Genomic DNA, 23,652 nt, shown 5'->3' on the forward strand with positions numbered 1-23,652 from the left:
TTTTCCTTCGCTGGGTTACTCGCCTTTGCTTTCTCGCATCTAGTGAAGCGAAAGTTCAAGGATTGACATTGAATGAATGTTTGTTCATTTTGTGATATATGTTACATCAAGGTGCCCCATGACCCTGTTCAACTCCGACTTTCAGTCCGTACGTGACTGGGACAACGAACACTTCCTGCATCCGTGGGAAGGGATGTCATTCCTTGGCCAAAATGAACGAACCTTTGCCGAAAGTGGCCAAGGCGTTCACATCGTGACAGAGGACGGAAAACGCTTGATTGATGGGCCTGCGGGGATGTGGTGCGTTCAACTGGGCTATGGGAACGCTGAAATTGCCGATGCAATGGCCCAGCAAGCGAAAGAGATGGCGTATTTTTCGCCCTTCAACAACGCCAACTCGGCCCCAGCCCGGCTGGCACATGAGATCGCCAAAAGAACGCCGAGTGACCTGAACCATGTGTTCTTTACAACCGGCGGCTCAACAGCCGTTGATAGCGCCCTGCGGTTTGTGCAGTTCCGCAATAACCTGCTTGGCAAACCTGAAAAAAAGATCGTGATATCGCGGCAAAAGGCCTATCACGGTTCGACTTATTTGGCGGCCTCAGTATCTGGAAAAGAGCGCGACAAAGGGTGGTTGGACCAAGCCTCTCACCTGACGCGCTTCCTGCCGAATGTGAACCCGTACACGCGCCGCGCCGATCAAACGGTTGAAGATTTTCTAGACGAAAAAATCGCTGATCTAGAGAACATGATCCTGGAAACCGACCCTGACAAAGTCGCGGCGTTCATCGCTGAACCGATCCTATGTTCTGGTGGGGTCATCGTGCCGCCGCATGGATATCATCAGCGCTGCTTGGACATCTGCCGGAAGTACGATGTCCTGTATATTTCAGATGAGGTTGTGACTGGATTTGGGCGGCTTGGGCATTGGTTTGCATCCGAAGACGTCTTTGGCATTCAACCAGATATCATCACCTGCGCCAAAGGTATGACGTCTGGCTATGTCCCCATGGGGGCCTGCATTATCTCTGATCGACTGATCGCAGATGTCAGTGGTGAGAACGCGCAGGAGGCTACGTTTTCAAACGGGTTCACCTATTCAGGCCACCCGGTAAGCGCGGCAGCTGGTTTGAAAACCATCGAAATCATGGAGCGCGACGGTATTCTGGAACATGTCCGCGCGCTTACGCCGCTGTTCGAAGAACGCCTTCAGGCTCTGGCGGCCTTGCCACTTGTGGGTGACGCCCGAGGTATGGGGCTGGTTGGCTGCGTCGAATGCGTTGCCGATGCTAATGCTGATAATCTTTTGGACCTTGATAAGTCTGTTGGCGCATTGATTGACCAGCATTGCCAGGAAAACGGGTTGATCCTGCGACCGATCATCAACATGTGCGTGTTTTCCCCACCGCTGATCATCACGGAAGGCGAGTTGAACCGGATGTTCGATATCCTTGAGAAAGGTATTCGGTTGGCGACTGAAGACCTGACACAGCAGGGTGCGTTTAAGGCTTAGAAGCCGTCTTGATGCGGCATCACTATTTTACAAGTTTCAATGCCGCATCGCCTTCCGCTGTCCTCAACCCGCCTGCATCGCCTCAGGCGGTAATTTAATCGGAAACTTGGCCCGCACCTCTGCATCAGCCTTGCTGCCAAAGTAGTTCGGATAGTGATTGGATAGGATGTCGTTGACCACCGACCGACTCCGCTCAAACATGTCCTGTCGACCTGCCTTTTCCCAAGTATCGGTCAGTTCCCGATCCAGCAGGGTCGGGTAGACATATTCCGTCTCCATATATTGCAGGGTCTGCGCGTTACCAAGGAAATGACCCGGATCAATTGCGCATTCATGGATAACGTCGACCGAAAGCGTGTCGTCGCTCACCTCGATCCCGCGCAGCGTTCGCGAGATCATGCCCGCAGCCTCGTTGTCGATGACCATAGACTCAAAGCTGCAGCCCATCAGACTGCCAAGCATACCGCCAAATTCGCAGAGCCTGTTGGCACCGGCATGCGCCGCCAAAGCAAAGGTCAGTGCCTTTTCCAAACCGTATTGCGCATCCGGGATTTTAGAATCCGTCATACCACACCCAACACTGGTCGGCAGGTTATAGAAATTGCCCATCTGGATGGCCGCAGCTGAAATTAACGCCTGTTCGCCACTGCCGCCAGTAAAGGACCCAGTACGCAAGTCGGTGATGAAAGGCCAAGCTGCAAAAACGACCGGAGTGCCCGGATTGATGAGGTTCGCAATAGCGACGCAAGACAAGGTCTCAGCAACCGCTTGCGCTAAGGTTCCTGCCAAAGGCGCCGGCGAAGTCGCCCCGGCCTGTGGGGGAACGGCAAGATCGCACACCAGCCCCATCTTCGCCGTATCGATCAAGATCTCCAGATTTTCGCGCCCGAACCTAAGCGGGGATACGATGGGACAGCCTCCAAAGATGACCGAGGGCTTTTCAAGGAACTTGCCCTCGCCACCCGATGCCAGATCGAACAGATGGATCGCATCCTGAATGTGCTCGCGGGTTCTGAAGGTCAGGCAGGAAGGTTTTTCGCTGCCTGCCAGAATGGCGTAGAGCATGCTCATGTCATGCTCATAATCCTGTGGCACATCCGTCGCCAAAACCGTGTCACCGGTCATGTGAATATTATCGAGCCGGTCGACCAAGCGGGTGAAGTCGTAAATATCCTTAAGCGTTGATGGCCTGTAACTGCGAGTCTCGGCATCAAAGGTTGTCACCGCCGTGCCGGAATTTGCGTAATACACCTTGTCCTTGGTGCAGTGCATGTCGTCCTTACCGGCCCGCGATCCGCGTGCATGGACAAAGAATTCACTGGCGGCTTTGGCCAACAGATCTTCCATCAAGGCGCGAGGAAAGCACAACCTGCCGTGCGCGTTCAATGTCGCCCCTTTTGGCACCACAAGATCGAGAACTTCCTGCGTTGGGTCCCCCACGCCTGTGCGTTCCAGAATGCTAAGCGCGGCCTCGTGAATGCGCGACATGTCCGCGTCTGACAGGGGCTTGTATCGCCCACCCGAAATACCCGGCCAGATTGCTTGCGAGGCTGCGTTGCTGGTTCGCACGGCTGCGCGTGCCTCACGCCCGCCCCCGCGCCGTCTTGATCTGCGCTGCGTTAGCTCTGTCATGTTCTTTCTCCGAATTTTGCGCGTCTCAGATCATGCTGAAGTAGTTGCGATAGAAGCCCGAAATGCTCCATTCCATCTCGGACAATGGCCCGGGGACGAAATGGTGCGAGTTCACGCCTTCCTGATTGTGCCGGATGATCCGTTCGTCATCGAGCGACGTGACATGCCACAGCCATGTCAGGGTATCCTTGTCATAGTCGCGCCCCTCTTCGGCGTCGCCGCGTACGTACCAGACGATCTGAATATCGGTGTCTTGCAGAGCACGCGGCACGAACCGATACCCGACCACGTGATCGGCATAAACGAGGAAATAGTTTAGCGTACCGATCCCCAGATCGGTGGCCCCGCCGTCTTGGGATTTCAGCTCACCCAATGGCGGCGCCAAGGGCGCGCCATCCTTGCTGCCGGTCAAGTAGCCGGGGAACAGTGGGTAACGCCGCCAATAGACATCTGCGCCCGGTGCGACTGCGTTTTCTCCAGTCAGATCAAGCTCCTCGAGGGGAACCCCGGCTTCTTTCATCCGCTCGTGCAGGGCCCCGCTGAACTCAAGAACCTGGGCCGGATCTTTCAAGGAATGACTGCGCGAATAGTCCTGATGAGATGGCGCGCAGTGATAACATTCCAAGTAATTCTCCAGAGCAAGCTTCCAGTTCGCCGGAACCGGGTATGAGGCCTCATGGGCAATCTTCAGATTCTCAAAACCGAACGGCTTTGACAGCGGGGCCAGCCTATCCAAAGCGGCGTCCAGCGGCGGCGCGTCTTCGGACGGGCAAACAAAAATCAGACCCTGAAATATCTTTACCTGAACCGGAAACAAACCGTACTGGCCCGGGTCAAAATCCGCCCCCATTGACCGCCCGTTTCTGAGCTTACCGTTCAGGTCAAAGGTCCACGCGTGATAGGGACAGATGAAGTTTCGCGCCTTGCCTTTCTGTTCAATGCAAACGCGCGATCCCCGGTGGCGGCAAACATTTTGATGCGCGCGCACCTCACCCTCGCGATCCCGAACGATGATGATGGATTCAGGTCCGTAGTCGAACAGGAAATAGTCGCCCGGCTCGGCAATCTGGCTGATATGTCCGACCCAGATCCAGTTGCGATTCCAGAACGTGCTGATATCGTTTTCGTATACTGCCTGAGACGTATAGAAATGGCGCGGCAAGGCGAACCCTTCCCGCTGCGCTTCCATCAAGTCGCGCATTACTTGCAAGTCATCTTTTGGCATAGCGCACCTCATGCAGATTCAAGGGAAACGATTTCCCGACGGAAAAATTCACGGTCGATGTCGCCCGCGTCGCGTTCAAAATTCCTGGCTGCCATGTGGCCCGAATATACAGCGTCAGCGATCAAACCGGGGTTTGCCGCATCACCGATCAGTTCCAGACTTGTCAGTGGCTTGTCGGGCAAATTTCGCAGTTCCTCATAAAGGGCAGTCTCTCGCGCGCGCTGCGTGACCAAAACAACTGATGCGCACTCGACGCTTTGTTCGCGTCCGGTATAGGCGCATTGAACTTTCGCCATTCCGGGCGTGATTTCGACCAGGGTCTGGGACAACACCAGCCGAACACCTTTTTCCAACAAGCCGCGTTGCACTTTGACCTGTTCCAAGGTCAATTCAGTGAAAGGTGAAACCATCGAGGCCGGGGTTACAAAGACGACCTCTCGCCCGGCCTGCGCCAGATGATCCGCCAACACACCACCGAGATAGGCCTGATCATCATCGTAGACCATAATCGGGCCATCCCCCGGCATTACCCCTGACATGATGTCGTCCGGAGTGAATACTTGTGAACCTACCTCTATCGATACGCCCCGGAACGCAGACTTCCCGCGACCGTCTCGCCGCCATGACGCGCCAGTTGCCAGAAAGACATTCGGAATGCCCAACTCGATAACCTCGCTTGCTGACAAGGAACTGTCAGTGAACAGTTGCACGTTCCCGCGTTGCTGCAAGTCATAGATCCTGTGATCTGTCACGCGCCTCCATGCGGATAGCCCGGCCAGACCGGATTCCTGCAACACGCGCCCCCCAAGCTCTTGCTTGGCTTCGGCCAAGGTTACGTCATAGCCCCGACGCGCCAATTGCATGGCGCATTCAAGCCCGGCGGGACCGCTGCCGACAACAAGCGCGGCTTCTTCTTTTCCTCGGCTCTCTATGATTTCAGGATGCCATTTCCGGCGCCACTCCTCCCCCATCGTCGGGTTTTGAGTACATCGGATAGGAACGCCCAGCGCGTCGGAGGACACACAGATATTGCAGCCAATACACTCGCGAATTTCCTCGATCCGACCTTCCTTTATTTTGTTGGGAAGAAACGGGTCGGCAATGGATGGTCGCGCTGCGCCGATGAAATCAAGGATACCTTTCCTGACAAGTGACACCATCAAGTCCGGAGACGTGAAACGCCCGACACCCACAACAGGCTTGGACGTCACCTGTTTGACGAATTCAATGTATGAGGTTTGAAAACCGTCGCGGGGCTCAAAACGTGTCGTCGCCGAGTCATTGCTCCAGTCCGCGACGTTGACGTCCCATAGGTCTGGCAGGTCTGCCAGCAATTCGACTACGGCACGGCCTTCTTCCTGCGCCTGCATCCCGTCTGATCCCAGCATTTCATCAACTGCGAAACGCAAGGCGATAGCACACTCATCCCCGACCTCTTCTCTGGTTTCTTCCAGAAGCTCTCGGGTTAAGCGCACCCGGTTCTCCAACGAGCCTCCGTATTCATCCGTTCGGTCATTGAACTGAGGCAGCAGAAAATGATGCGGCAGGGTCATGTGATGACCGGCATAAACATACACGATGTCAAAGCCCGCCTCGCGCGACCGCCGCGCCGCCGCGCGGTGCCACTTGCGAAACTCGCGAATGTCCGACTTATCCATCGCCCGAGCCTGTTTGGGATACGCCGTTTGCAAGGCAAGTTCTGACGGGCCTAGCAAAGGCGCGCGGCTCAGGTGGTTCTGCGCATGGTGGCCGTTATGTGCCAATTCAATGGCCGCCAACGAACCCTTGGCATGAACTGCATCGGTCATCAGACGCAGCGCTGGAATATCCCGTTCGTCCCATAGTCGGTTTTCCGCATATGGGGACAAATCTGAAGTGGGATGAATTTCCGTCTCCTGATTGGACACTACGGCCCAACCACCCTCGGCCTTCATTGCCCGCATGGCAGCTTCGGCCTGCGGTCGCAGATGTCCCATACCATTGCAGTGGGGCACCTGATAGAACCGGTTTCGGGCCGATACAGGTCCGATCTGAACCGGTTCAAAGAGAACAGAATATCCGTCAGCGCCTGACATTGTCGCGCTTCCTCCAGAAAATTTGGAAATGGTTCTGTGGGATCGGCGGGCTTTCTAAGGCACCGCCATTCCCAATTGTGTAGTTAGATGGTTCTAAAAGCCCGCTTTGATGCGCTCGAACTCCTTCAACATCTTCGCTTCAATCTCAGGATTGACCGCGTCGAAGAACAGGCTGCCTTCAAAGAAGCTGTCCACGTCCGAGAACCCGTAGGTCTCAATCAACTCTGGATCAGCTTGCGCAAATGCGTCTTCATTGGCATGGGCATAACCCCAGCTTTCGATGATATACTTACCGCTGGCGGCCGAGCTGAGCGCGTTGAGCATGTCGTAGACCTGTTCATCGGACTGTTTGGCAGACTTCAGATGCACGTAACCGCAGACCCAGGTGGCGATGCCTTTGTCCACATCACGCATCATGACTGCCGGGGTTTCGTTCCAAATCAGGTTCAACTCCGATTGGTTCCAGCCCCAACCCAGGGTCACCTCACCACTGGCAATGGCTTGATCCAGTTGACCTGCATCAGACCAGTAGAAACGTACATTGGGATGAATTGCCCGCAGGTAATCCGCCGCCTTCTGGAACTCCTCTTCGCTCATATCGGAATAGCTTGAGGCACCAGTTGCCAGTGCAGCCATGGCGAACGCGCTGGAGGCTGCATCCGGAACGGCAACCTTGCCCTGATAGGCCGGATCTAACAACAATTGCAGCGAAACATCATCAGCCGAAATCATGTCGGTGCGGTAGATCAGGCCGGTGTTCCCCCATTCAAAGGGTACCATATAGGTCTGACCGTCGATCGTGATACCATCGACCTCTTTGATCTTGGGCATCAGTTTGTCCCAGTTTTCCAGCTTGCTGGTGTCAATCGGCTTGATCATATCCGCTGCGACCCATTTTCTCAGGGCGTCCGTACACGGATGGGCCAGATCGGCCTCAAACCCAGATTGAAGCTTGGTGAAAGCCTCTTCCACGCTGCCGAAATAAGTGTAGCTGGGCGGCCCGCCGTATTTTTCGACGTAATCACCAAAGAACCCCTGATCCTCATATCCGGACCAGTCGAAAACGGTCAGATCAGCCGCGTCGGCCAATGCTTGGCTTGCCGTGAAGGTGGCAACCACTGCTGCCGTTAGTGATGCTGCTTTATTCATTTCTCTCCTCCCAAAGATTCACGTTTACCCAAGTCGATCACCGAGGCGCTTTGAACCCCAAGCCAGACGGTATCGTCGCGGCTGTGATCAACTGTGTGAAAGTAGTTTGGCACTGCAACGGCGATGCTTTCCGGCAACCCGTCGACGCGCACATAATAGTGGACGCTTTCGCCATAGAAGGCGACGTCCGACACCTTGCCCTGAACATGCGCGTCGTACCCATCCGGTTTTTCTGCGCTGATCTCCAATTGCTCGGGGCGAACGCCGACCAATAGATCCATGTCATGCACCTGAACGTTGGGGTTCACCCCAATAGTCATCGAGCCAAACCCTTGAACATTCACGTCCAGCGTGTCGGCGTTCTCAGCAGTCACTTCGGCATTCAGAAAGTTCATCCCGCCGATGAAAGAGGCCACTTCTCGGTTGCAAGGTTGGGAATAAAGAACCTCGGGCTTGTCGACTTGCTTGAGCTGCCCAGCAAACATGACCCCGATCCGGTCGGACATGGTCATCGCCTCATACTGGTCATGCGTGACCATGACGAAGGTAATGCCAAGCTTTTGCTGCAGGCGGCGCATTTCCAATTGCATCGCTTCGCGCAGGTTTTTGTCCAGCGCGGATAATGGTTCATCCAGCAGCAACACCTTGGGCCGCATGACCAATGCGCGGGCCAGCGCCACACGCTGCCGTTGCCCGCCTGACAACTCATTGGCCTTGCGATCCTGCAAGCCGCCGAGTTCCACCATCTCAAGCGCCTCGGCAACGCGTTCCTTGATTTCATTTCGCGACAGCTTTGTCTTTCGCAAGCCGAACCCGACATTGTCACCCACATTCAGGTGCGGAAAGATCGCATAACTTTGGAACACCATGTTGGTGGGCCGCTTGTTAGCGGGCACCTCGCCCATCGTCCGTCCGTCAATCCGGATCTCGCCCTCTTCGTGATCCTGAAACCCCGCGATGATGCGCAAGGCCGTTGTCTTTCCGCAGCCCGAAGGCCCAAGCAGCGAAAAGAACTCGCCCTCTTTCAAGGTCAGGTTCAGGTCGGACACGGCCACAAAGGAACCAAAGCGTTTTTCGACGCCCTGTATTTCGATGATGTTCTGTTCGCTCATCAGGTTGGTTTCCTTAGGTTTCAATCTGAGGATTGGATGGAACGGCGGCGGAAATATTCGGCAATCAACAGCAGCAGAACCGAGGACAGCAAAAGCAGCGACCCCAGCGCCAGTGTATTAGGCAGCTTTGCCGGAAAGCGGATCTGGCTCCAGATATAGACCGGCAATGTCGGGCTGTTGCCGGACAGGAAGAAGGCCAGAACAAACTCGTCGAATGACACGGTGAACGTGACCAAAAGGCTGGCGATGATGCCCGGCGCAACGATTGGCAGAGTGACACGCCGAAAGGTCCCCACAACGCTTTCACCTAGATCAAACGCGGCCTCTTCCAACGACTGGTCGAAATCGTCAAAGGCGGATTTCATGATCGACACGGCAAAGGGCAAGGCCACGAATACATGGCCAAGGATCACTGTTGTCAGCGATGGCTTCAGTCCGACGCTGATGAACAGCACCAGCATGGAACTAGCAACGATAATGCCGGGAACGACCAGCGGGAGCATGACCAGACCTTCGGAGAATTCCCGCCCTTTGAACCGGTACCGGACATAGGCGCGCGCAGCGAAAAGGCCCAGAGACGTCGCCATCAAGGCAGTCACGCTGCCAACGATCAGCGAGTTCACCATCGCTTGAAGCAGTGTGTCCTGCTGACCCAACTGCGCGTACCATTTCAGCGTAAAACCCTTTAAAGGGAAGGCCACGATGGTTCCGTCATTGAACGAAAACAACGGCAAAAGCAGAACCGGCAGGTAGAGAAACACCAGGTAGGCGATCGCGTAAACAAGCAACCATGGGATACGAATGGCCTTGGTCATCTGATCCTCCGCCCCAGAGCGGTGACGACCACCACGAACAGGATCGCGACGCAGCCGACCGAAAGCATGGCAAGCAGAGACAGGGTTGCACCCAAGGGCCAGTTGTTGGCAGCGCCAAACTGAACCTGGATTAAATTGGCCACCATTTTCCCCTGCGATCCACCGACCAGGGCCGGCGTGACGTAGTCGCCCACAGTGGGGATAAAGATGATCAAGCAGGCGGCGATGATCCCCGGCACCGTCAGGGGCAAAGTCACGCGCACAAACCGTTCCAGCTTGCTGCACCCAAGGTCGGTTGCGGCCTCTAACAAGCTGCGGTCGATCTTTTGCAGCGACACGTAAATCGGCAGGATCGCAAATGGCGCCCATGCATGTGCAAGTGTAAGGACAACGGCGAATTCATTGTAGAGCAGGAAGGTCAGTGGTTCCTGTATCAACCCCAGCGAAATAAGGGCCGAATTCATCACCCCATTAAAGCCTAGGATCAGTTTCCAACTGAACACCCGCAGCAGGTAGCTGCTCCAGAAGGGAATGGTGATCAGCAATAGCCAGAGGGTCTTTTTCTGCGTCCGAAATGCGATGAAGTAGGCAATCGGATAGGCCAGACCGACTGTTGCCAGCGTCACCGCCCCCGCTATCGCAACCGATCGGATCATAAGATGCCGGACCAACGGATCGGTGAACGCCTCTTGGTAATTCGCCCATGTCAGCGTGCGGTCAATCTCGACATAGGTCTGGGTCCAAAAGCTGTAGGCGACAAGAATGCACAGGGGCACGGCCACAAGCAGACCGACATAGAGCGTCGCAGGCGCGCTCAGTGCCAGGCCCTTGCCCATTTCACTTCGTATGACTCCAGCCATGCTTCCCTGCTGAACTTTGCTTTCGGTGGCGCGACAATATCGATCACAAAATGGACAATCGTCCATTTAAATCTGGAATTTTAGGGCTAGCTGTGTCAACTGATATTTTCACAACCGGGGCTGGCCAATTTCCCAAAGGCCATTAGAAGGACCCGCAAGAGACTGAAAACAAACAAAACCACCTGATCAGATGACTGGAAGACGACAAGAAATTCGAGAACGAAACCGCCTATCACTGATCGAGGCGGTACTCGACTCGGTCGCAGAAAAGGGGATTTCCGAGACGTCGGTCAGCGAAATCATTCAACGCGCCGATTTATCCCGCGGCATGATTCACCTTCATTTCGGGGGTAAGGACAACCTTGTCGACGAAGCTGCGCGCTATTCGTCCGAGCAATATTACAATGGCATTTATGCCATGCTGGAAACGACCGGACAAACAGGCCAGGAACATATTGAGATGATCGTTCGGGGTGACTTGAGCGAAGCCATTCTCAATAAGAAAAACGTCGCAATATGGTACGCGTTTCGAGGTGAGGCCAGGAACAGAGCGGCAATCGCTGCGTTTTCAGATACCCGCGATGCAAAGCTTCGGAAACTGATCTTCAACGCGTTCGCCCGCATAGCGAAAGAGACTGAAATCGAACACCCAAATCAAGTTGCGCGCGACGCCACTCACGGCACGCTCGCCATGTTGGAAGGCATGTGGACTGACTACCTGCTTCACCCGGATTCCTTTGATCGCGACGAAGCAATGCGAATTGTCTTTCGGTTCCTGAGGGCAATGTTCCCCAAACATTTCGACCTTAGTGGCGCCCGGTTATATCAATGAAGCTTGCGACACAGTGCCTGTCTGGCCATTTTAGCTTGGGGTACCCGACAAGGTTTGCGCTTTCCTTCTTGTGTTGCAGTCACAAGACTGACTGAACGCGCCAGGTTTCCATACATAAGATTGCCTACAGCAATAGGCGTCCTTCGGTGGTTCGTCCCTGCCCTCATCAGGATTCAGTCGGCGCATAGCTTCCGTCTTTGCGATGCACTTCGCGCCCGCTGAGTGGCGGATTGAAGACGCAGACAAGCCGCAAATCAGCGTCTGTTGCGCGAACGAGGTGCCGGTCATGTTGATCCAATGCATAAAGAGTAAATGGCTCAAGCGAATGCCAGGTTTCATCGCCTGAGGTCTTTATCTGCCCTTTGCCTTCGATACAGTAACACGCCTCTAGATGATGGGTGTATTCAAGCTCAAGCATTTCACCCTTTTTGATGATCGTATCCGTAAGCGAAAACCCCATGCCATCAGATGCCAGCAACAGTCGTCTGCTGTTCCAACCCGGACCGGAAACATCCCGATCTGTACCTAGGATTTCATTGAGTGCCCTAACAATCATATTTCTGCCTCGTTGCTACCGAACCGCGCGGTTCATCCCGCCGTCGGACAATATACTCTGACCGTTAATATACCGGGCTCCCTCGCTGGAAAGAAAGACACAAGCCTGTCCAATCTCTTCAAAAGTTGCTGACCGCTGAGCGGGAATTTCACGGCGGGCCCGTTCGGACAGGTTTACGTTCTCGCAGAAGCCGGGCAGCAGGTTATTCATTCGAATATTGTAACGTGCATAGCGATCCCCATAGAGCTTTGAGAAACTGTGCAAAGCGCCGCGCAGCATGCTCATGGGATAGGGCGCACGTGGTTCGATTGTGTTCATGGACGAAATATTTACGAAAGCGCCCCCGCCTTGTTCAATCAAGATAGGCGTGACGATACGAGCAATCTTGACGACGTTCAGCACATACATGTCCAGACTTTCGTGCCACAACTCATCGCTCAGCTCCAAAAGCGGTCCGTCAAAGTCGGGGTCGAATCCCACCGTTTTGATGGCTTCGGGCACCGTTCCGCCGTGGCCCATGTTGCTGACGATTGCATCAATCCGCCCATATTCGCTCATGGTGTCGTCGATCATTGCTTGCAGATCATCGACATCCAGCACAGAACCGCGGCGGCCGATGCCCCCAAGCTCCTCGGCCAGTTCGACCGAGCGGTTCGACGGGGACATCAGCGAGACCTTGTAGCCTGCTTTTGCCATTTCGACCGCACAGCCCCGGCCAATGCCTTGGCCTGTACCTGTCATCAGCGCGACTTTGGATTCGGGCATGGGAATTCCCTTCTTTAGGCAAGCAAAGTATGAGATTTTTTGTGTTTAAATCAGTCTAACTTCTTACATTTAGGCGCATCTATCGAATTTTTAGCACGTTACTGTTAGATTTTCTCACATGATGGAAAATCTCAGACACCTTCGTGCCCTTCAGGCGTTTGACGAAACTGCAACCCATTCCAGCCTGACCAAGGCAGCGGGTGTGCTGAACGTCACCCACGGAGCGATCAGCCGACAAATAAAGTTGCTGGAACTGCACCTTGGGGTGACACTCTTTCATCGCCGCCCCAACGGTGTTGAATTGACCAAAGCCGGCGAACGCCTGCACCAATCAACACGCGGGGCATTTTCTGCATTGCAGTTGGGCGTGATGGAGGTGAAGCGATTACATCACCGCCAGTCGATTACAGTGTCTTTATCCACATCATTGGCACTCAAATGGCTTGTGCCGTTACTAAGTTCGTTTCAACAAGAACATCCGGGTATCGCGCTATTACTGGACACAAATGATGCCTTTGCCGATTTCGATACGTCCGAGGTTGATGTAGCCCTGCGATTTGGAGAACCGGGTTGGGACGGGCTTTATCACGAGCAAATAAGACAAGAGGAGCTGGTCGTCGTGGCCGCGCCATCGCTTGTCGAGAATACACAGCTGCCAATGCGTGCCACTGACATCACCGATCTTCCATTGTTGCACGATGCCTTCAACATCGGCTGGGAAAGCTGGGCCGCGCAAGTTGGTCTGAACGCGGATCAGATCAACTCGCAGAGCATCAAATACGTGGATAGTGCTGTGCTTTTGGAGGCCGCGATTGACGGACAGGGCGTGGCATTGGCAAGACACCTCTTGGCGGCGAGAGACTTGGAATTTGGTCGTCTGATCCGTCTGGACGAAAGCCATGTTCCACTAGATCGCGGGCTCTACTTTGTCTGTCGACCCAGCGATCAGGATCGAGTCTCGGTGAGAATTTTCAAGAAATGGCTTTTGTCGATTTGACCTACGGGTTTCATCAAATTCCCCCTAGACGGATACGGCCTGCAACAACTGATCACGCGTAAGGTTATCTCTTGTGCCTTTGATCATGACTTCGCCACGCCGTAACACGACAAGCCTGTCAGCAAGGTCATAGGCAAAGTCGAAATACTGCTCGACCAGAACAATTGCCATTCTACTTGTCGTTCTGAGGTGCCGGATCACTTCGCCAATCTGTTGGATGATGTTCGGTTGAATGCCTTCGGTTGGCTCGTCAAGCAGCAACAGGTTCGGCTTTGTGATCAGCGCCCGCGCGATGGCCAGCTGTTGCTGCTGGCCGCCGGAAAGGTCACCGCCGCGCCGGTTCTGCATCTGTTTGAGGACCGGGAACAGGTCGAATATCTCATCCGGGACGAAATGCTCACTGACAGGCAGGCAAGAGAACCCAGTTTCCAGATTCTCGCGAACTGTCAACAAAGGGAATATCTCGCGCCCTTGCGGGACATAGGCCACACCTTTCCAGGCCATCCGATGCGCAGGTAAGACACCCAATTGTTCCCCGTTAAGCTCCAGTTTTCCACCGGAACGCGGATGCGTGCCCGAGATTGCCTTCATCAGGCTGGTTTTCCCGACACCGTTGGTCCCCATGACGCAGGTCACTTCACCTTGCCTGGCTTCCATGGAAATCCCGTTAAGAATTTGCGAGTGCCCATAGTGCAAAGTCAGATCGGTCAGCTTCAGCATTGTTTAGCGCCCCAGGTAGACATCGATGACGTCCTGATTAGATGTCACGTGATCAAGACCGCCCTCGGCCAAAACAGATCCTTCGTGCAAAACCGTGACCTTGCAGTTCAGACGCCGCACAAACTCCATGTCATGCTCAACCACCACAACAGCGCGGGTTTTTGCGGCCTGAACAAGCAAGTCTGTAGTGTGTTCACGCTCTTGCGGTGTCATGCCCGCGGCGGGTTCGTCAACCAATAGCAGACGTGGGTCTTGTGCAAGCAGCATGCCAATTTCCAACCACTGTTTCTGCCCATGGCTCAGTTCACCGGATTTGCGGCTTAGTTCCTGATGCAAACCAATTTCGGCGGCCAGATCTTTGACTTTCTGCAGATCATTTGCCGAAGGGCGATAAAGTAACACACCCAGCCAACCACGTTTGTTTTTAAGTGCCATCAGCAGGTTATCCTGTACGGTCTGATCTTCGAAGACGGTTGGTTTCTGAAACTTCCGCCCGATCCCTGCCTGCGCGATTTTTGCCTCGGTCATGTCCAACAAAGAAATGGACTTCTTTCCCCAGATAACCCGCCCCTCATCAGGTCGTGTCTTACCTGTGATGATGTCCATGAACGTGGTCTTGCCTGCACCGTTAGGGCCGATTACGGCGCGCAATTCGGCATCACCAATTTGGAACGACAAGTTATTGATCGCGCGGAAACCGTCAAAAGTGACCGAGACACCGCTCACCTCTAGCAGAGTACTCATTCAATGGCCTCCTTTTCACGCAACGCTCCGTCATCGGGGCCCAGGTTGGCACCGTGGCGATCCGGGTGTCGCCGGTCGCTCCATAAGTCGAATAACCCGCCTATCCCTTGCGGAGCGAACAGAGTGACCAGCACGAACGAGACGCCCAGCAGCACCTGCCACCAGTCGACCCATTTGACGGTGTAGAAACCCAACGGAGTGTTGGGCGCTTGCCCGCCGGTGAACCAGGTGCTGAGCAGGCTTACAAAGGCCGCACCGATCACGGCACCATAAAGACGCCCGCGCCCACCGATGGCGACCCAGACGGCCAGATAGATAGACGCGATGGGGGCCATCTCCTCGGGGTTGATGATGCCTGCCTGCGGGTAATAAAGCGCACCCGCGATGGCGGCTATGCAGGCGGTCAGGGTGAAGACGGTCAGCTTGTAAACCTCGACCGAATATCCAAGAAACCGCACCCGCGCCTCGTTATCGCGGATGCCGCGGATGACCGAGCCAAACTTACCCGAAACGATCCACGCCGCCAGCATGTAACCCAGTCCCAGCGCCAATGCCGAAGCCCAGAGGAACCAGATCGACACCACGTCCTGCGAGGCGGTCACGCCGGGCAAGTTCTGCAAGCCCGACAGCCCGTTGTTGCCACGCAAACCGCTGTCGTTTTGGAACAGATACAGCGCCAAGGCCAATGTCATCGCCTGAGTCAGGATCGACAGGTACACACCGGTAACGCGACTGCGGAAAGCCAACCAGCCAAAAATCAGCGCAAGAAGACCGGGCACCAGCACGATCATCGCCAACTGCAGAACCAAACTGTGGGAAAATGCCCAGATCAGCGGGAATTCCGATGATCCGACGACGCCGAAAATCTGCGTCCCGATGGCGTCCACGACCTCGGACGGTGTTGGCGGGATGTCGGCCTGCGACAACGACTCGACCACGATCAGGCGGGTGCGTTCGTACATCAGCCACATGCCGATCATGTAGCCGCCCAGCCCGAAGAAGGCGAAGTGGCCCAGCGACAGGATACCGGTGAAACCCCAGACCAGATCCATCGCCACTGCGATCAGGCACAAGCATAGGGTCTTGCCCAAGGTCTTGACGAAACTGGTTGAGATTACGCCGATCCCGAACCCTTCGGACAGGATGGTCACGCCCAATGTGAACAATGACAGGATGGCCAGAAAGACCAGCACGGACGGGTTCTTGGCGACGAAGCTGCGTTCCATGTCTCAATCCCCCGCCGCGCGACCTTTGAGGGCGATGATGCCCCTTGGTCGGAACTGGATGAAAACAATGATGAAGACGATCATGTAGGTTTGTGCCGCAAGGGTGTTCGAGGGGTTCATCCACTCGATCCCTTTTTGCAGGAAGCCGATCATCCCCGCCCCGGCCAGTGCCCCCCAGATGTTGCCAACGCCGCCTACGACCACGGTCATGAAGCTTTGAACGATATAGTCGCTGCCCAGATCCGACGTGACCTTGGCAAAAAGGCCAATGGCGACCCCTGCAATCCCGGCGATGCCGGAACCCAAGCCAAAGGTCAGCATATTCACCCACCCGGGATTGATCCCCATTGATCCAGCCATGCGTGGGTTCTGCGTAACCGCGCGCATCTCAAGCCCCAGCCGTGTGCGTTTCATGATGTACAGGAACAGCCCCAGAAAGATCAGAGCCAGCACGAAGATCGCGATGCGGATATAGCTGATCGAAACCACATCATTCAGCACCCACGCCCCATCCAGCCAACCCGGCGCTGTCAGTGGACGGGCCTGCGTGCCAAAAATGTTCTTGGCCAGTTGTTGCAGGGCAATTGAGATGCCGAATGTCGCAAGAAGCGTCTCGAGCGGGCGGGCATAGAGCCAGCGGATCACCAACCGCTCCATCGCGACACCCATGGCGAAGGTGACGGCAAAGGCCATCGGGATCGCGACAATAATCGACAGCGTGTGGTCGGGGATGAATTGCTGAACGACATAGCCCGTATAGGCGCCCATCATGATGAATTCGCCATGGGCCATATTGATCACGCCCATCACCCCAAAAGTGATGGCCAAACCGATGGCCGCCAGAAAATAGATTGATGCCAGTGAGATCGCGTCCAGCGACAGGTCGAGTGTCTGGTTCAACCCGACCTTGAATTCAATATGATCCAAAGCCTTCTCGGCAGCGGCAGTTACCGCAGGCGAGGCCTCGCGATAGGTTTCAAAGAAGACATGTTTGCCCAGCGCGTCATCGATATCCGCCTCTGTTACCAACGCGGAAACCGCCACCGTTTCAGCCAAGGCGGCATATGCTTGAGTGCGAGCGGTTTCGTTGTTCAATTGTGCAACCGGGACGCCACCGACGCGGCCTCGGTCGATATTCGCTGACAAAGCCGTGCGGATGTCGTCCTGAGACACACGCGGAGCCGCAAGGTTGCTGGCGACCAGCAAGTCATATGCTTCGTCCCGCGACAAGGCCTCTGATCCGGGTTCCAGAACGACAGCGATATTCTCATCCGTCGGCAGATTCGGCGCGACCATTCGTGTGGTCACCACCAAAGGGTTCAGCGCCGCGCGCACGTCGACACCCAAGTCGTTTGACATTTCCTCAACCGCAGCCACGCGAGCCGCGGTGTCTGCGTCGTACCCAATGGTCAGCAATCGTTCGAGCCGCAGTTTCTGCGCCTTCAAATCTGCATCCGTTTCATCCTCGATCGAGGCGCGCAAAGGTTCAAGCAGAGCGCCTTCGGGGTCACGTTGAATAGATTGAAGAGCGGCCAGGCGCCTTTTTCGATCCTGATCGGTCAGTTGGTACTGCACCAAAGCGGTCCCGATCATGGCGCGGACGCCGCTGTTGGGTTTCAATTGTTTCAGATCGGATTTCTCGTAGGTGCCGATTACCTCGCCTGTGTCGAAATCGGTCAGCTCGTATGACCGCCCTTCAACCCTTTTTCCCGCAAAGAACAAACCATCGGATTTGCGCATCCACATGTCCTTGGCGGCCCATGTTTCAAGCATCACCTGCGCTTGTGGTAACCCACTGGCCGTAATCGCATCAATCGCCGGTTTGATCGTCTTGCGCGAGCTCTTGGCGATGATCTCCTGATGGCTTTGCAAGATCGGCTCCAGGCCAGCCTCTTGCGCGTTGGCGGGCAGGCAGGCAAACAGAATTGCGAGGCTCGCAAGGAATAGTCGAAACATGTGGTGAAACCCGTGTGTCTTGGCGGCAAGACGGGCGATTACACCCGCCTTGCTTGCAGATTAGTAGTTCGACAGGGTCTGAACGCACGTCTTGGTTTCGGTGTTGTACATACCGCAACCAAGATCTTTCCAATCCGATTTCAGGACCGCCGATTCCGGCAGGTAATCGGTCCAGGCGTCGCCTGGCACAACATCTGTCTCGCTAATGATGTCGAACTGGCCGTCTTCCTGAATCTCGCCAATCAGAACCGGCTTGGCGAGGTGGTGGTTCGGCAGCATGATAGCAGTACCACCGGTCAAGTTCGGGAATTCCTGCCCGTACATCGCGGCGCGCACAGCGTCGACTTCGGTTGAACCGGCTGCGGTCGCGGCGTTCACCCACATGTTAAAGCCGATGTAATGCGCCTCCATCGGATCGTTCGTCACGCGCCCGTCACCCATGGTGGCTTTCCAGGTGTCAACGAATTCGGCGTTCTCATCGGTGTCGGCCGACTGAAAGTAGTTCCAAGCCGCTAGATGGCCGACAAGGTTGGCGGTATCGAGACCCGACAATTCCTCTTCCCCGACCGAGAAGGCCACAACCGGGATGTCATCCGCCGATACGCCGGACGCGGCCAGTTCCTTGTAAAAGCCGATATTTGCATCACCATTGATGGTCGAGATCACGCCAACCTTCTTGCCATCTGCGCCCAGCGCAATCACGTCAGCCACGATCTTGGACCAGTCGGAATGGCCGAAGGGCGTGTAATTGACGAAGATATCGTCATCCGCGATCCCCTTCTGCTTCAGATAGCTTTCCAAAATATTGTTCGTGGTTCTGGGATAGACATAGTCGGTGCCAAGCAACGCAAATTTCTCGACTCCCAGTTCATCCAGGAAATAGTCGGTCGCAGGGATTGCCTGTTGGTTTGGCGCGGCACCGGTGTAGAACACGTTTTTCGAGCTTTCTTCTCCCTCGTACTGAACCGGGTAAAACAAAAGACCGTTGAGTTCTTCGATCACCGGCAGAACCGACTTGCGACTGACCGATGTCCAGTTGCCAAAGATCACATCCACCTCGTGAACAGTCAGCAACTCACGCGCTTTTTCCGCGAACAAGGGCCAGTCCGATGCGGGGTCCACGACGACCGCTTCAAGCTGTTTACCCAACAGACCGCCCTTGGCGTTTTGCTGATCGATCAGCATGAGCATGGTGTCTTTCAGCGTCGTTTCCGAGATTGCCATCGTGCCCGAAAGCGAATGCAGCACTCCGACCTTGATCGTATCTTCGGCCGACAATGCAGCAGTAGCTATGGCCGCAAAGACAACCGATCCGGCGAGCGTGGATTTGAGCGGTTTCATGTAATCCTCCTGGCGGGGCCGGGAGAGAGGGCTTGCGCAAAGGCACGTTTCTCTTCTACCTGATCCCCGCAACTGTTGTTGCGTTTACGTGTGGCGGTTGTGTTCGAGGTCCAATTCGCGCAGCCGTCACACACCCCCGGGTCATCTCCGCGGTGGCACCTATACGGTTTCTGCATTGCAGCAAGATTGGCAACTTGCCTCTAACTCAATTTACGGAATCAGCCAGAAGCGCCCAATTTTTCATCCAAGACTAAGGTCACTGTCTAAAAATTAGACGCACGATTTGGAAATAAGCAGTTTCCGACACTGCAAGTTAGTGTTCTGACCCTTCAACAGAGAAACAAGAGGCACCAAACCACGCGCTAAAGGTGCCTTATTACCCAAGTTTCAGCCATATTACCCACGCACAGTGCAGTGCCGCCGCGTGCTGCTGGCACCGTCAGTTTGAGCACCAAGAAATTGGGCGACAGAACGGTTCTGGACAAGTTTCGCCAGTCGGGGTCCTTTAAGTGCCTGTTTCCCAGAACCACGACGCCTGATCTTGATGCCGTTCTATTGAACACAGCAGGTGGCGTGACCGGAGGCGACACATTCCGGTTTTCCGGCAAGGCAACGGAAGGCACGGCGCTGACATTGACAACACAAGCCTGCGAACGCGCTTACAAGGCTCAGCCCGAAGAATGCGGCCAGATCACCAACCATCTGACAGTCGAGACAGGCGCCCGGCTGAACTGGTTGCCGCAAGAAACCATTCTGTTCAATGGCTGCACTTTGGACCGACGCCTCAGGATCGACCTGTGCCCGGATGCCGAGACGCTGATGGTAGAGCCGCTGGTCTTTGGGCGCGCGGCCATGGGCGAAACATTGACCGATATCCGCCTAAACGATCGGATCGAGATACGGCGCGAAGGGGTGCCGGTGTTTCTGGATGCAATCCGGTTCTCTGGCGATTGGCACGCGCATATGTCCAAGCCGCATACCGCAAATGGCGCAGGGGCGATGGCGCTGATCGTCTTTGCTTCAAGGTCCGCCGCAGGTCAGTTGGACCCTGTTCGCGAAATGCTGCCCGAAACCGCCGGTGCAACCCTTATCCGGGACGACCTGCTGGTTATCCGTGTTCTGGCCAAAAGCAGCTTTGCCCTTCGGAGCGCGTTGATGCCGCTTTTGCGCAGACTGAACAAAGACACGTTACCCCGATGCTGGATGCTCTGACATGAACCTGACCCCTCGTGAAAAAGACAAACTGCTGGTCGCCATGGCAGCCGAGGTCGCCCGAAAACGGTTGGCCCGCGGCGTCAAGCTGAACCACCCCGAGGCTATCGCCCTGATCACCGATGCCGTGGTCGAGGGCGCGCGCGATGGTCGTTCGGTCGCCGATATGATGCAAGCCGGGGCGGAAGTGATCACCCGAGGCCAATGCATGGAAGGCGTGCCCGAGATGATCCACGAGGTACAGGTCGAAGCCACCTTCCCGGATGGCACCAAGCTTGTAACAGTCCACAACCCCATTCGCTAATTACCAAAGGAGATACAAATGAACCGCATGCTCTTTCCCGCTCTTATTCTGGCTGGTCCGGCCATGGCCCACACGGACACTCATGTTCATGCACACGGCAGCGATTACGCCGCGTTGGCAGCTGGGTTGGCCTTGATCGCCGTCATCGCCATCACCGTGATCTTGAAGCTGCCGAAATGATCCCAGGTGAGATCATACCTGCCGAAGGGTCACTGACGCTCAACGCCGGTCGCAGCAGCCGTCTTGTTGTTGTCGCCAATACTGGTGATCGGCCAGTTCAGGTCGGTAGCCACTACCACTTTGCCGAAGCAAACTCTGCCTTGGATTTTGATCGCTACGCGGCCTTGGGGATGCGGCTGGACATCCCCGCAGGCACCGCTGTGCGTTTTGAACCGGGCCAAATTCGCGAAGTTATGTTGGTGCCATTTGAGGGGCGCCGGCACATCTACGGTTTCAATATGCACATCATGGGGGCTTTGAAAGATGCCGGGCAAGATCAGTCGGGGTGATTATGCCTCTATGTTCGGCCCAACGGTCGGCGACAAAGTACGATTGGCGGATACCGATCTGATCCTAGAGGTTGAAAAAGATCTGATCGTGGAACGCGCAACAGCTGCACGGTTCAGCGAAACCGGGCACCGCGAAGATGTGTATGGAGAAGAGGTCAAGTTCGGCGGTGGCAAAGTCATTCGCGACGGGATGGGCCAATCTCAGGCCACACGCGCCGAGGGGGCCGTTGACACGGTCATCACCAACGCACTGATTGTAGATCATTCCGGAATTTACAAAGCGGATGTGGGGCTGAAGGACGGGCGTATCGCCAAGATCGGCAAAGCCGGAAACCCGGATACGCAGCCTGGCGTGGACATTATCATTGGCCCAGGAACCGAGGCAATTGCAGGCGAGGGCCGCATCCTGACGGCGGGCGGGTTCGACAGCCATATCCACTTTATCTGCCCACAACAGATCGAAGACGCCTTGCATTCCGGCCTGACGACAATGCTTGGCGGTGGTACCGGCCCGGCACATGGTACTTTGGCGACCACTTGCACCCCCGGCCCTTGGCATATCGGTCGGATGTTGCAAGCTGCGGATGCCTTTCCGATGAACCTTGCCTTTGCGGGCAAGGGCAATGCCTCACTACCCTCGGCGCTGGAGGAACAGGTCAAGGCCGGGGCCTGCGCGCTGAAACTGCACGAGGATTGGGGAACGACCCCTGCCGCCATCGACTGCTGCCTGTCAGTGGCCGATGCGATGGATGTTCAGGTGATGATCCACACCGATACGCTGAACGAATCCGGATTTGTCGAGAATACCGTGGCTGCCATGAAAGGTCGCACCATCCACGCCTTCCACACCGAAGGCGCAGGTGGTGGTCACGCCCCAGATATCATCAAAATCTGCGGTGAGAACCATGTTCTGCCGTCCTCGACCAACCCGACGCGACCGTTCACCGTGAATACGGTCGAAGAGCATCTGGATATGCTGATGGTCTGCCATCATCTCGACAAATCGATCCCCGAGGACGTGGCCTTTGCCGAAAGCCGCATCCGGCGCGAGACCATTGCCGCAGAAGATATCCTGCACGACATGGGCGCGTTCAGCATCATCGCCTCCGACAGTCAGGCCATGGGCCGTGTGGGCGAGGTGCTGATCCGTACATGGCAAACGGCTGATAAGATGAAGAAACAACGGGGCCGGCTGCCCGAGGAAACCGGGGACAACGACAACCTGCGCGTCCGCCGGTACATCGCGAAATACACCATCAACCCGGCTATCGCCCATGGGCTCAGCCATCAGATCGGCAGTATCGAAGAAGGCAAACGCGCTGATCTGGTGCTGTGGAACCCGGCGTTTTTCGGCGTGAAACCCGAAATGGTTTTGCTGGGCGGCACGATTGCCTGCGCGCAGATGGGCGATCCCAATGCCTCAATCCCGACACCGCAGCCTGTCTATAGCCGTCCGATGTTCGGGGCCTATGGCCGCTCGGTCGAGCATTCGGCGATCACATTTGTCTCTGAGGCCGCACAGACCGACGGGATTGGTGATTCACTGGGCTTGGCGAAGCAAACTGTCGCCGTGCACAACACGCGGAATATCGGCAAACGCGATCTGTTGCTGAACAATGCAACACCCCAGATCGATGTCGACCCGGAAACCTACGAGGTCCGTGCGGATGGTGAATTGCTAACCTGTCAGCCAGCCGAAGTTCTACCGATGGCACAGCGATACTTCATGTTCTGATTAAAAATTTCGCTGCATTGCAGCAAGCGCATCCCGGGCATGACCAATTGCCCACTACTAAGCGAGTGCAATATGACGGATACTATCACGCAAGGGAGGACCAACGTCTCGCAAGCATACGAGGGTCCCAATGGCACACACAGAAAATCAACCGCATTCCGGTTTTTCCGTATTCGGTCTGTTCTCGACGATTGGTTCGTCGATCTATTCGGCTCTTGCTCGATTGGCCGAAGCACGATCGCGCACCGATCAAATCCAGTTCCTGCAATCGCTGAGCGACGAAGAACTGCGCAAACGCGGCCTGTCCCGCGACCGTATCGTACAACACGTTTTCGCGGGTTCTATCTGGTAACAGCTGCCCGTTCCACAGAGGG

The 23,652-nt window shown here is 55.6% G+C and carries 23 protein-coding genes; 9 read left to right on the plus strand and 14 right to left on the minus strand.

Annotated features, from left to right (window positions below; translation table 11 throughout):
• Positions 1-118 precede the first annotated feature (118 nt).
• The gene (locus ACR0AL_RS15595; RefSeq protein ID WP_480663757.1) at positions 119-1,513 is read left to right on the plus strand and encodes an aminotransferase; all 1,395 of its coding nucleotides are present in this window, start codon (positions 119-121) and stop codon (positions 1,511-1,513) included.
• A gap of 63 nt (positions 1,514-1,576) precedes the next feature.
• Here the strand turns inward: ACR0AL_RS15595 and ACR0AL_RS15600 are convergent, their stop codons facing one another.
• The 7 genes from ACR0AL_RS15600 to ACR0AL_RS15630 form a co-directional block, all read right to left on the minus strand.
• On the minus strand, positions 1,577-3,145 hold the full coding sequence (locus ACR0AL_RS15600) for a trimethylamine methyltransferase family protein (protein WP_170350836.1): 1,569 nt from the start codon (positions 3,143-3,145) through the stop codon (positions 1,577-1,579).
• A gap of 25 nt (positions 3,146-3,170) precedes the next feature.
• Complete coding sequence (locus ACR0AL_RS15605; RefSeq protein ID WP_170350835.1) at positions 3,171-4,370, minus strand: aromatic ring-hydroxylating oxygenase subunit alpha; 1,200 nt, start codon at positions 4,368-4,370, stop codon at positions 3,171-3,173.
• A gap of 8 nt (positions 4,371-4,378) precedes the next feature.
• The gene (locus ACR0AL_RS15610; RefSeq protein ID WP_480663759.1) at positions 4,379-6,445 is read right to left on the minus strand and encodes an oxidoreductase; all 2,067 of its coding nucleotides are present in this window, start codon (positions 6,443-6,445) and stop codon (positions 4,379-4,381) included.
• 93 nt (positions 6,446-6,538) lie between these two features.
• Entirely contained in the window at positions 6,539-7,594 is a 1,056-nt protein-coding gene (locus tag ACR0AL_RS15615) for an ABC transporter substrate-binding protein (RefSeq protein WP_170398014.1), read from the minus strand.
• The gene (locus ACR0AL_RS15620; RefSeq protein WP_480663762.1) at positions 7,591-8,706 is read right to left on the minus strand and encodes an ABC transporter ATP-binding protein; all 1,116 of its coding nucleotides are present in this window, start codon (positions 8,704-8,706) and stop codon (positions 7,591-7,593) included. Before ACR0AL_RS15620 ends, ACR0AL_RS15615 begins: the two co-directional genes overlap by 4 nt.
• A 20-nt stretch (positions 8,707-8,726) precedes the next feature.
• A complete protein-coding gene (locus ACR0AL_RS15625; RefSeq protein ID WP_170350831.1) occupies positions 8,727-9,521 on the minus strand; it encodes an ABC transporter permease in 795 nt (264 codons plus the stop codon).
• Positions 9,518-10,381 (minus strand): ABC transporter permease, encoded by an 864-nt coding sequence (locus ACR0AL_RS15630; protein WP_170350830.1) that lies wholly within the window; start codon positions 10,379-10,381, stop codon positions 9,518-9,520. Before ACR0AL_RS15630 ends, ACR0AL_RS15625 begins: the two co-directional genes overlap by 4 nt.
• Before the next feature lie 190 nt (positions 10,382-10,571).
• On the opposite strand from ACR0AL_RS15630, the gene ACR0AL_RS15635 reads away from it, so the two are divergent.
• Complete coding sequence (locus ACR0AL_RS15635) at positions 10,572-11,213, plus strand: TetR family transcriptional regulator C-terminal domain-containing protein (RefSeq protein WP_170350829.1); 642 nt, start codon at positions 10,572-10,574, stop codon at positions 11,211-11,213.
• Positions 11,214-11,379: 166 nt separating this feature from the next.
• Here the strand turns inward: ACR0AL_RS15635 and ACR0AL_RS15640 are convergent, their stop codons facing one another.
• On the minus strand, positions 11,380-11,769 hold the full coding sequence (locus tag ACR0AL_RS15640) for an ectoine synthase (RefSeq protein WP_170350828.1): 390 nt from the start codon (positions 11,767-11,769) through the stop codon (positions 11,380-11,382).
• A gap of 15 nt (positions 11,770-11,784) precedes the next feature.
• Positions 11,785-12,534: an SDR family oxidoreductase gene (locus tag ACR0AL_RS15645; RefSeq protein WP_170350827.1), complete on the minus strand. Its 750-nt coding sequence runs from the start codon at positions 12,532-12,534 to the stop codon at positions 11,785-11,787.
• Positions 12,535-12,652: 118 nt separating this feature from the next.
• On the opposite strand from ACR0AL_RS15645, the gene ACR0AL_RS15650 reads away from it, so the two are divergent.
• The gene (locus ACR0AL_RS15650) at positions 12,653-13,531 is read left to right on the plus strand and encodes a LysR substrate-binding domain-containing protein (protein WP_170350826.1); all 879 of its coding nucleotides are present in this window, start codon (positions 12,653-12,655) and stop codon (positions 13,529-13,531) included.
• 24 nt (positions 13,532-13,555) lie between these two features.
• Here the strand turns inward: ACR0AL_RS15650 and urtE are convergent, their stop codons facing one another.
• From urtE to urtA, 5 genes are read right to left on the minus strand one after another with little or no spacing between them, the layout of a single operon-like run.
• The gene (gene urtE, locus ACR0AL_RS15655; protein ID WP_480648579.1) at positions 13,556-14,251 is read right to left on the minus strand and encodes an urea ABC transporter ATP-binding subunit UrtE; all 696 of its coding nucleotides are present in this window, start codon (positions 14,249-14,251) and stop codon (positions 13,556-13,558) included.
• A 3-nt stretch (positions 14,252-14,254) separates the two neighbouring features.
• Positions 14,255-14,995 carry an urea ABC transporter ATP-binding protein UrtD gene (gene urtD / locus ACR0AL_RS15660; RefSeq protein WP_170350824.1) on the minus strand — a complete coding sequence of 247 codons (741 nt, stop codon included), beginning with the start codon at positions 14,993-14,995 and terminating at the stop codon, positions 14,255-14,257.
• Complete coding sequence (gene urtC, locus ACR0AL_RS15665) at positions 14,992-16,221, minus strand: urea ABC transporter permease subunit UrtC (protein ID WP_480663764.1); 1,230 nt, start codon at positions 16,219-16,221, stop codon at positions 14,992-14,994. Before urtC ends, urtD begins: the two co-directional genes overlap by 4 nt.
• Positions 16,222-16,224: 3 nt before the next feature.
• Complete coding sequence (gene urtB, locus ACR0AL_RS15670) at positions 16,225-18,177, minus strand: urea ABC transporter permease subunit UrtB (protein ID WP_480663766.1); 1,953 nt, start codon at positions 18,175-18,177, stop codon at positions 16,225-16,227.
• A gap of 60 nt (positions 18,178-18,237) precedes the next feature.
• The gene (gene urtA / locus ACR0AL_RS15675) at positions 18,238-19,518 is read right to left on the minus strand and encodes an urea ABC transporter substrate-binding protein (RefSeq protein ID WP_480663768.1); all 1,281 of its coding nucleotides are present in this window, start codon (positions 19,516-19,518) and stop codon (positions 18,238-18,240) included.
• 444 nt (positions 19,519-19,962) lie between these two features.
• Between urtA and ACR0AL_RS15680 the strand changes: the two genes are divergently transcribed.
• The 6 genes from ACR0AL_RS15680 (at position 19,963) to ACR0AL_RS15705 (ending at position 23,630) form a co-directional block, all read left to right on the plus strand.
• On the plus strand, positions 19,963-20,730 hold the full coding sequence (locus ACR0AL_RS15680) for an urease accessory protein UreD (RefSeq protein WP_174820537.1): 768 nt from the start codon (positions 19,963-19,965) through the stop codon (positions 20,728-20,730).
• Between the two features lies 1 nt (position 20,731).
• Positions 20,732-21,034, plus strand: coding sequence for an urease subunit gamma (locus ACR0AL_RS15685; RefSeq protein ID WP_170350819.1), 303 nt, complete (start codon positions 20,732-20,734; stop codon positions 21,032-21,034).
• 18 nt (positions 21,035-21,052) lie between these two features.
• A complete protein-coding gene (locus ACR0AL_RS15690) occupies positions 21,053-21,214 on the plus strand; it encodes a hypothetical protein (protein WP_170350818.1) in 162 nt (53 codons plus the stop codon).
• A complete protein-coding gene (locus tag ACR0AL_RS15695) occupies positions 21,211-21,543 on the plus strand; it encodes an urease subunit beta (RefSeq protein WP_170350817.1) in 333 nt (110 codons plus the stop codon). The genes ACR0AL_RS15690 and ACR0AL_RS15695 overlap by 4 nt, the downstream gene beginning before the upstream one ends.
• Entirely contained in the window at positions 21,518-23,278 is a 1,761-nt protein-coding gene (gene ureC, locus ACR0AL_RS15700) for an urease subunit alpha (protein WP_480663770.1), read from the plus strand. The genes ACR0AL_RS15695 and ureC overlap by 26 nt, the downstream gene beginning before the upstream one ends.
• A gap of 130 nt (positions 23,279-23,408) precedes the next feature.
• Positions 23,409-23,630: a DUF1127 domain-containing protein gene (locus ACR0AL_RS15705; protein WP_170350815.1), complete on the plus strand. Its 222-nt coding sequence runs from the start codon at positions 23,409-23,411 to the stop codon at positions 23,628-23,630.
• The last annotated feature ends 22 nt before the right edge of the window (positions 23,631-23,652 follow it).

It is taken from the genome of Ruegeria sp. BB1 (genome assembly GCF_056539465.1).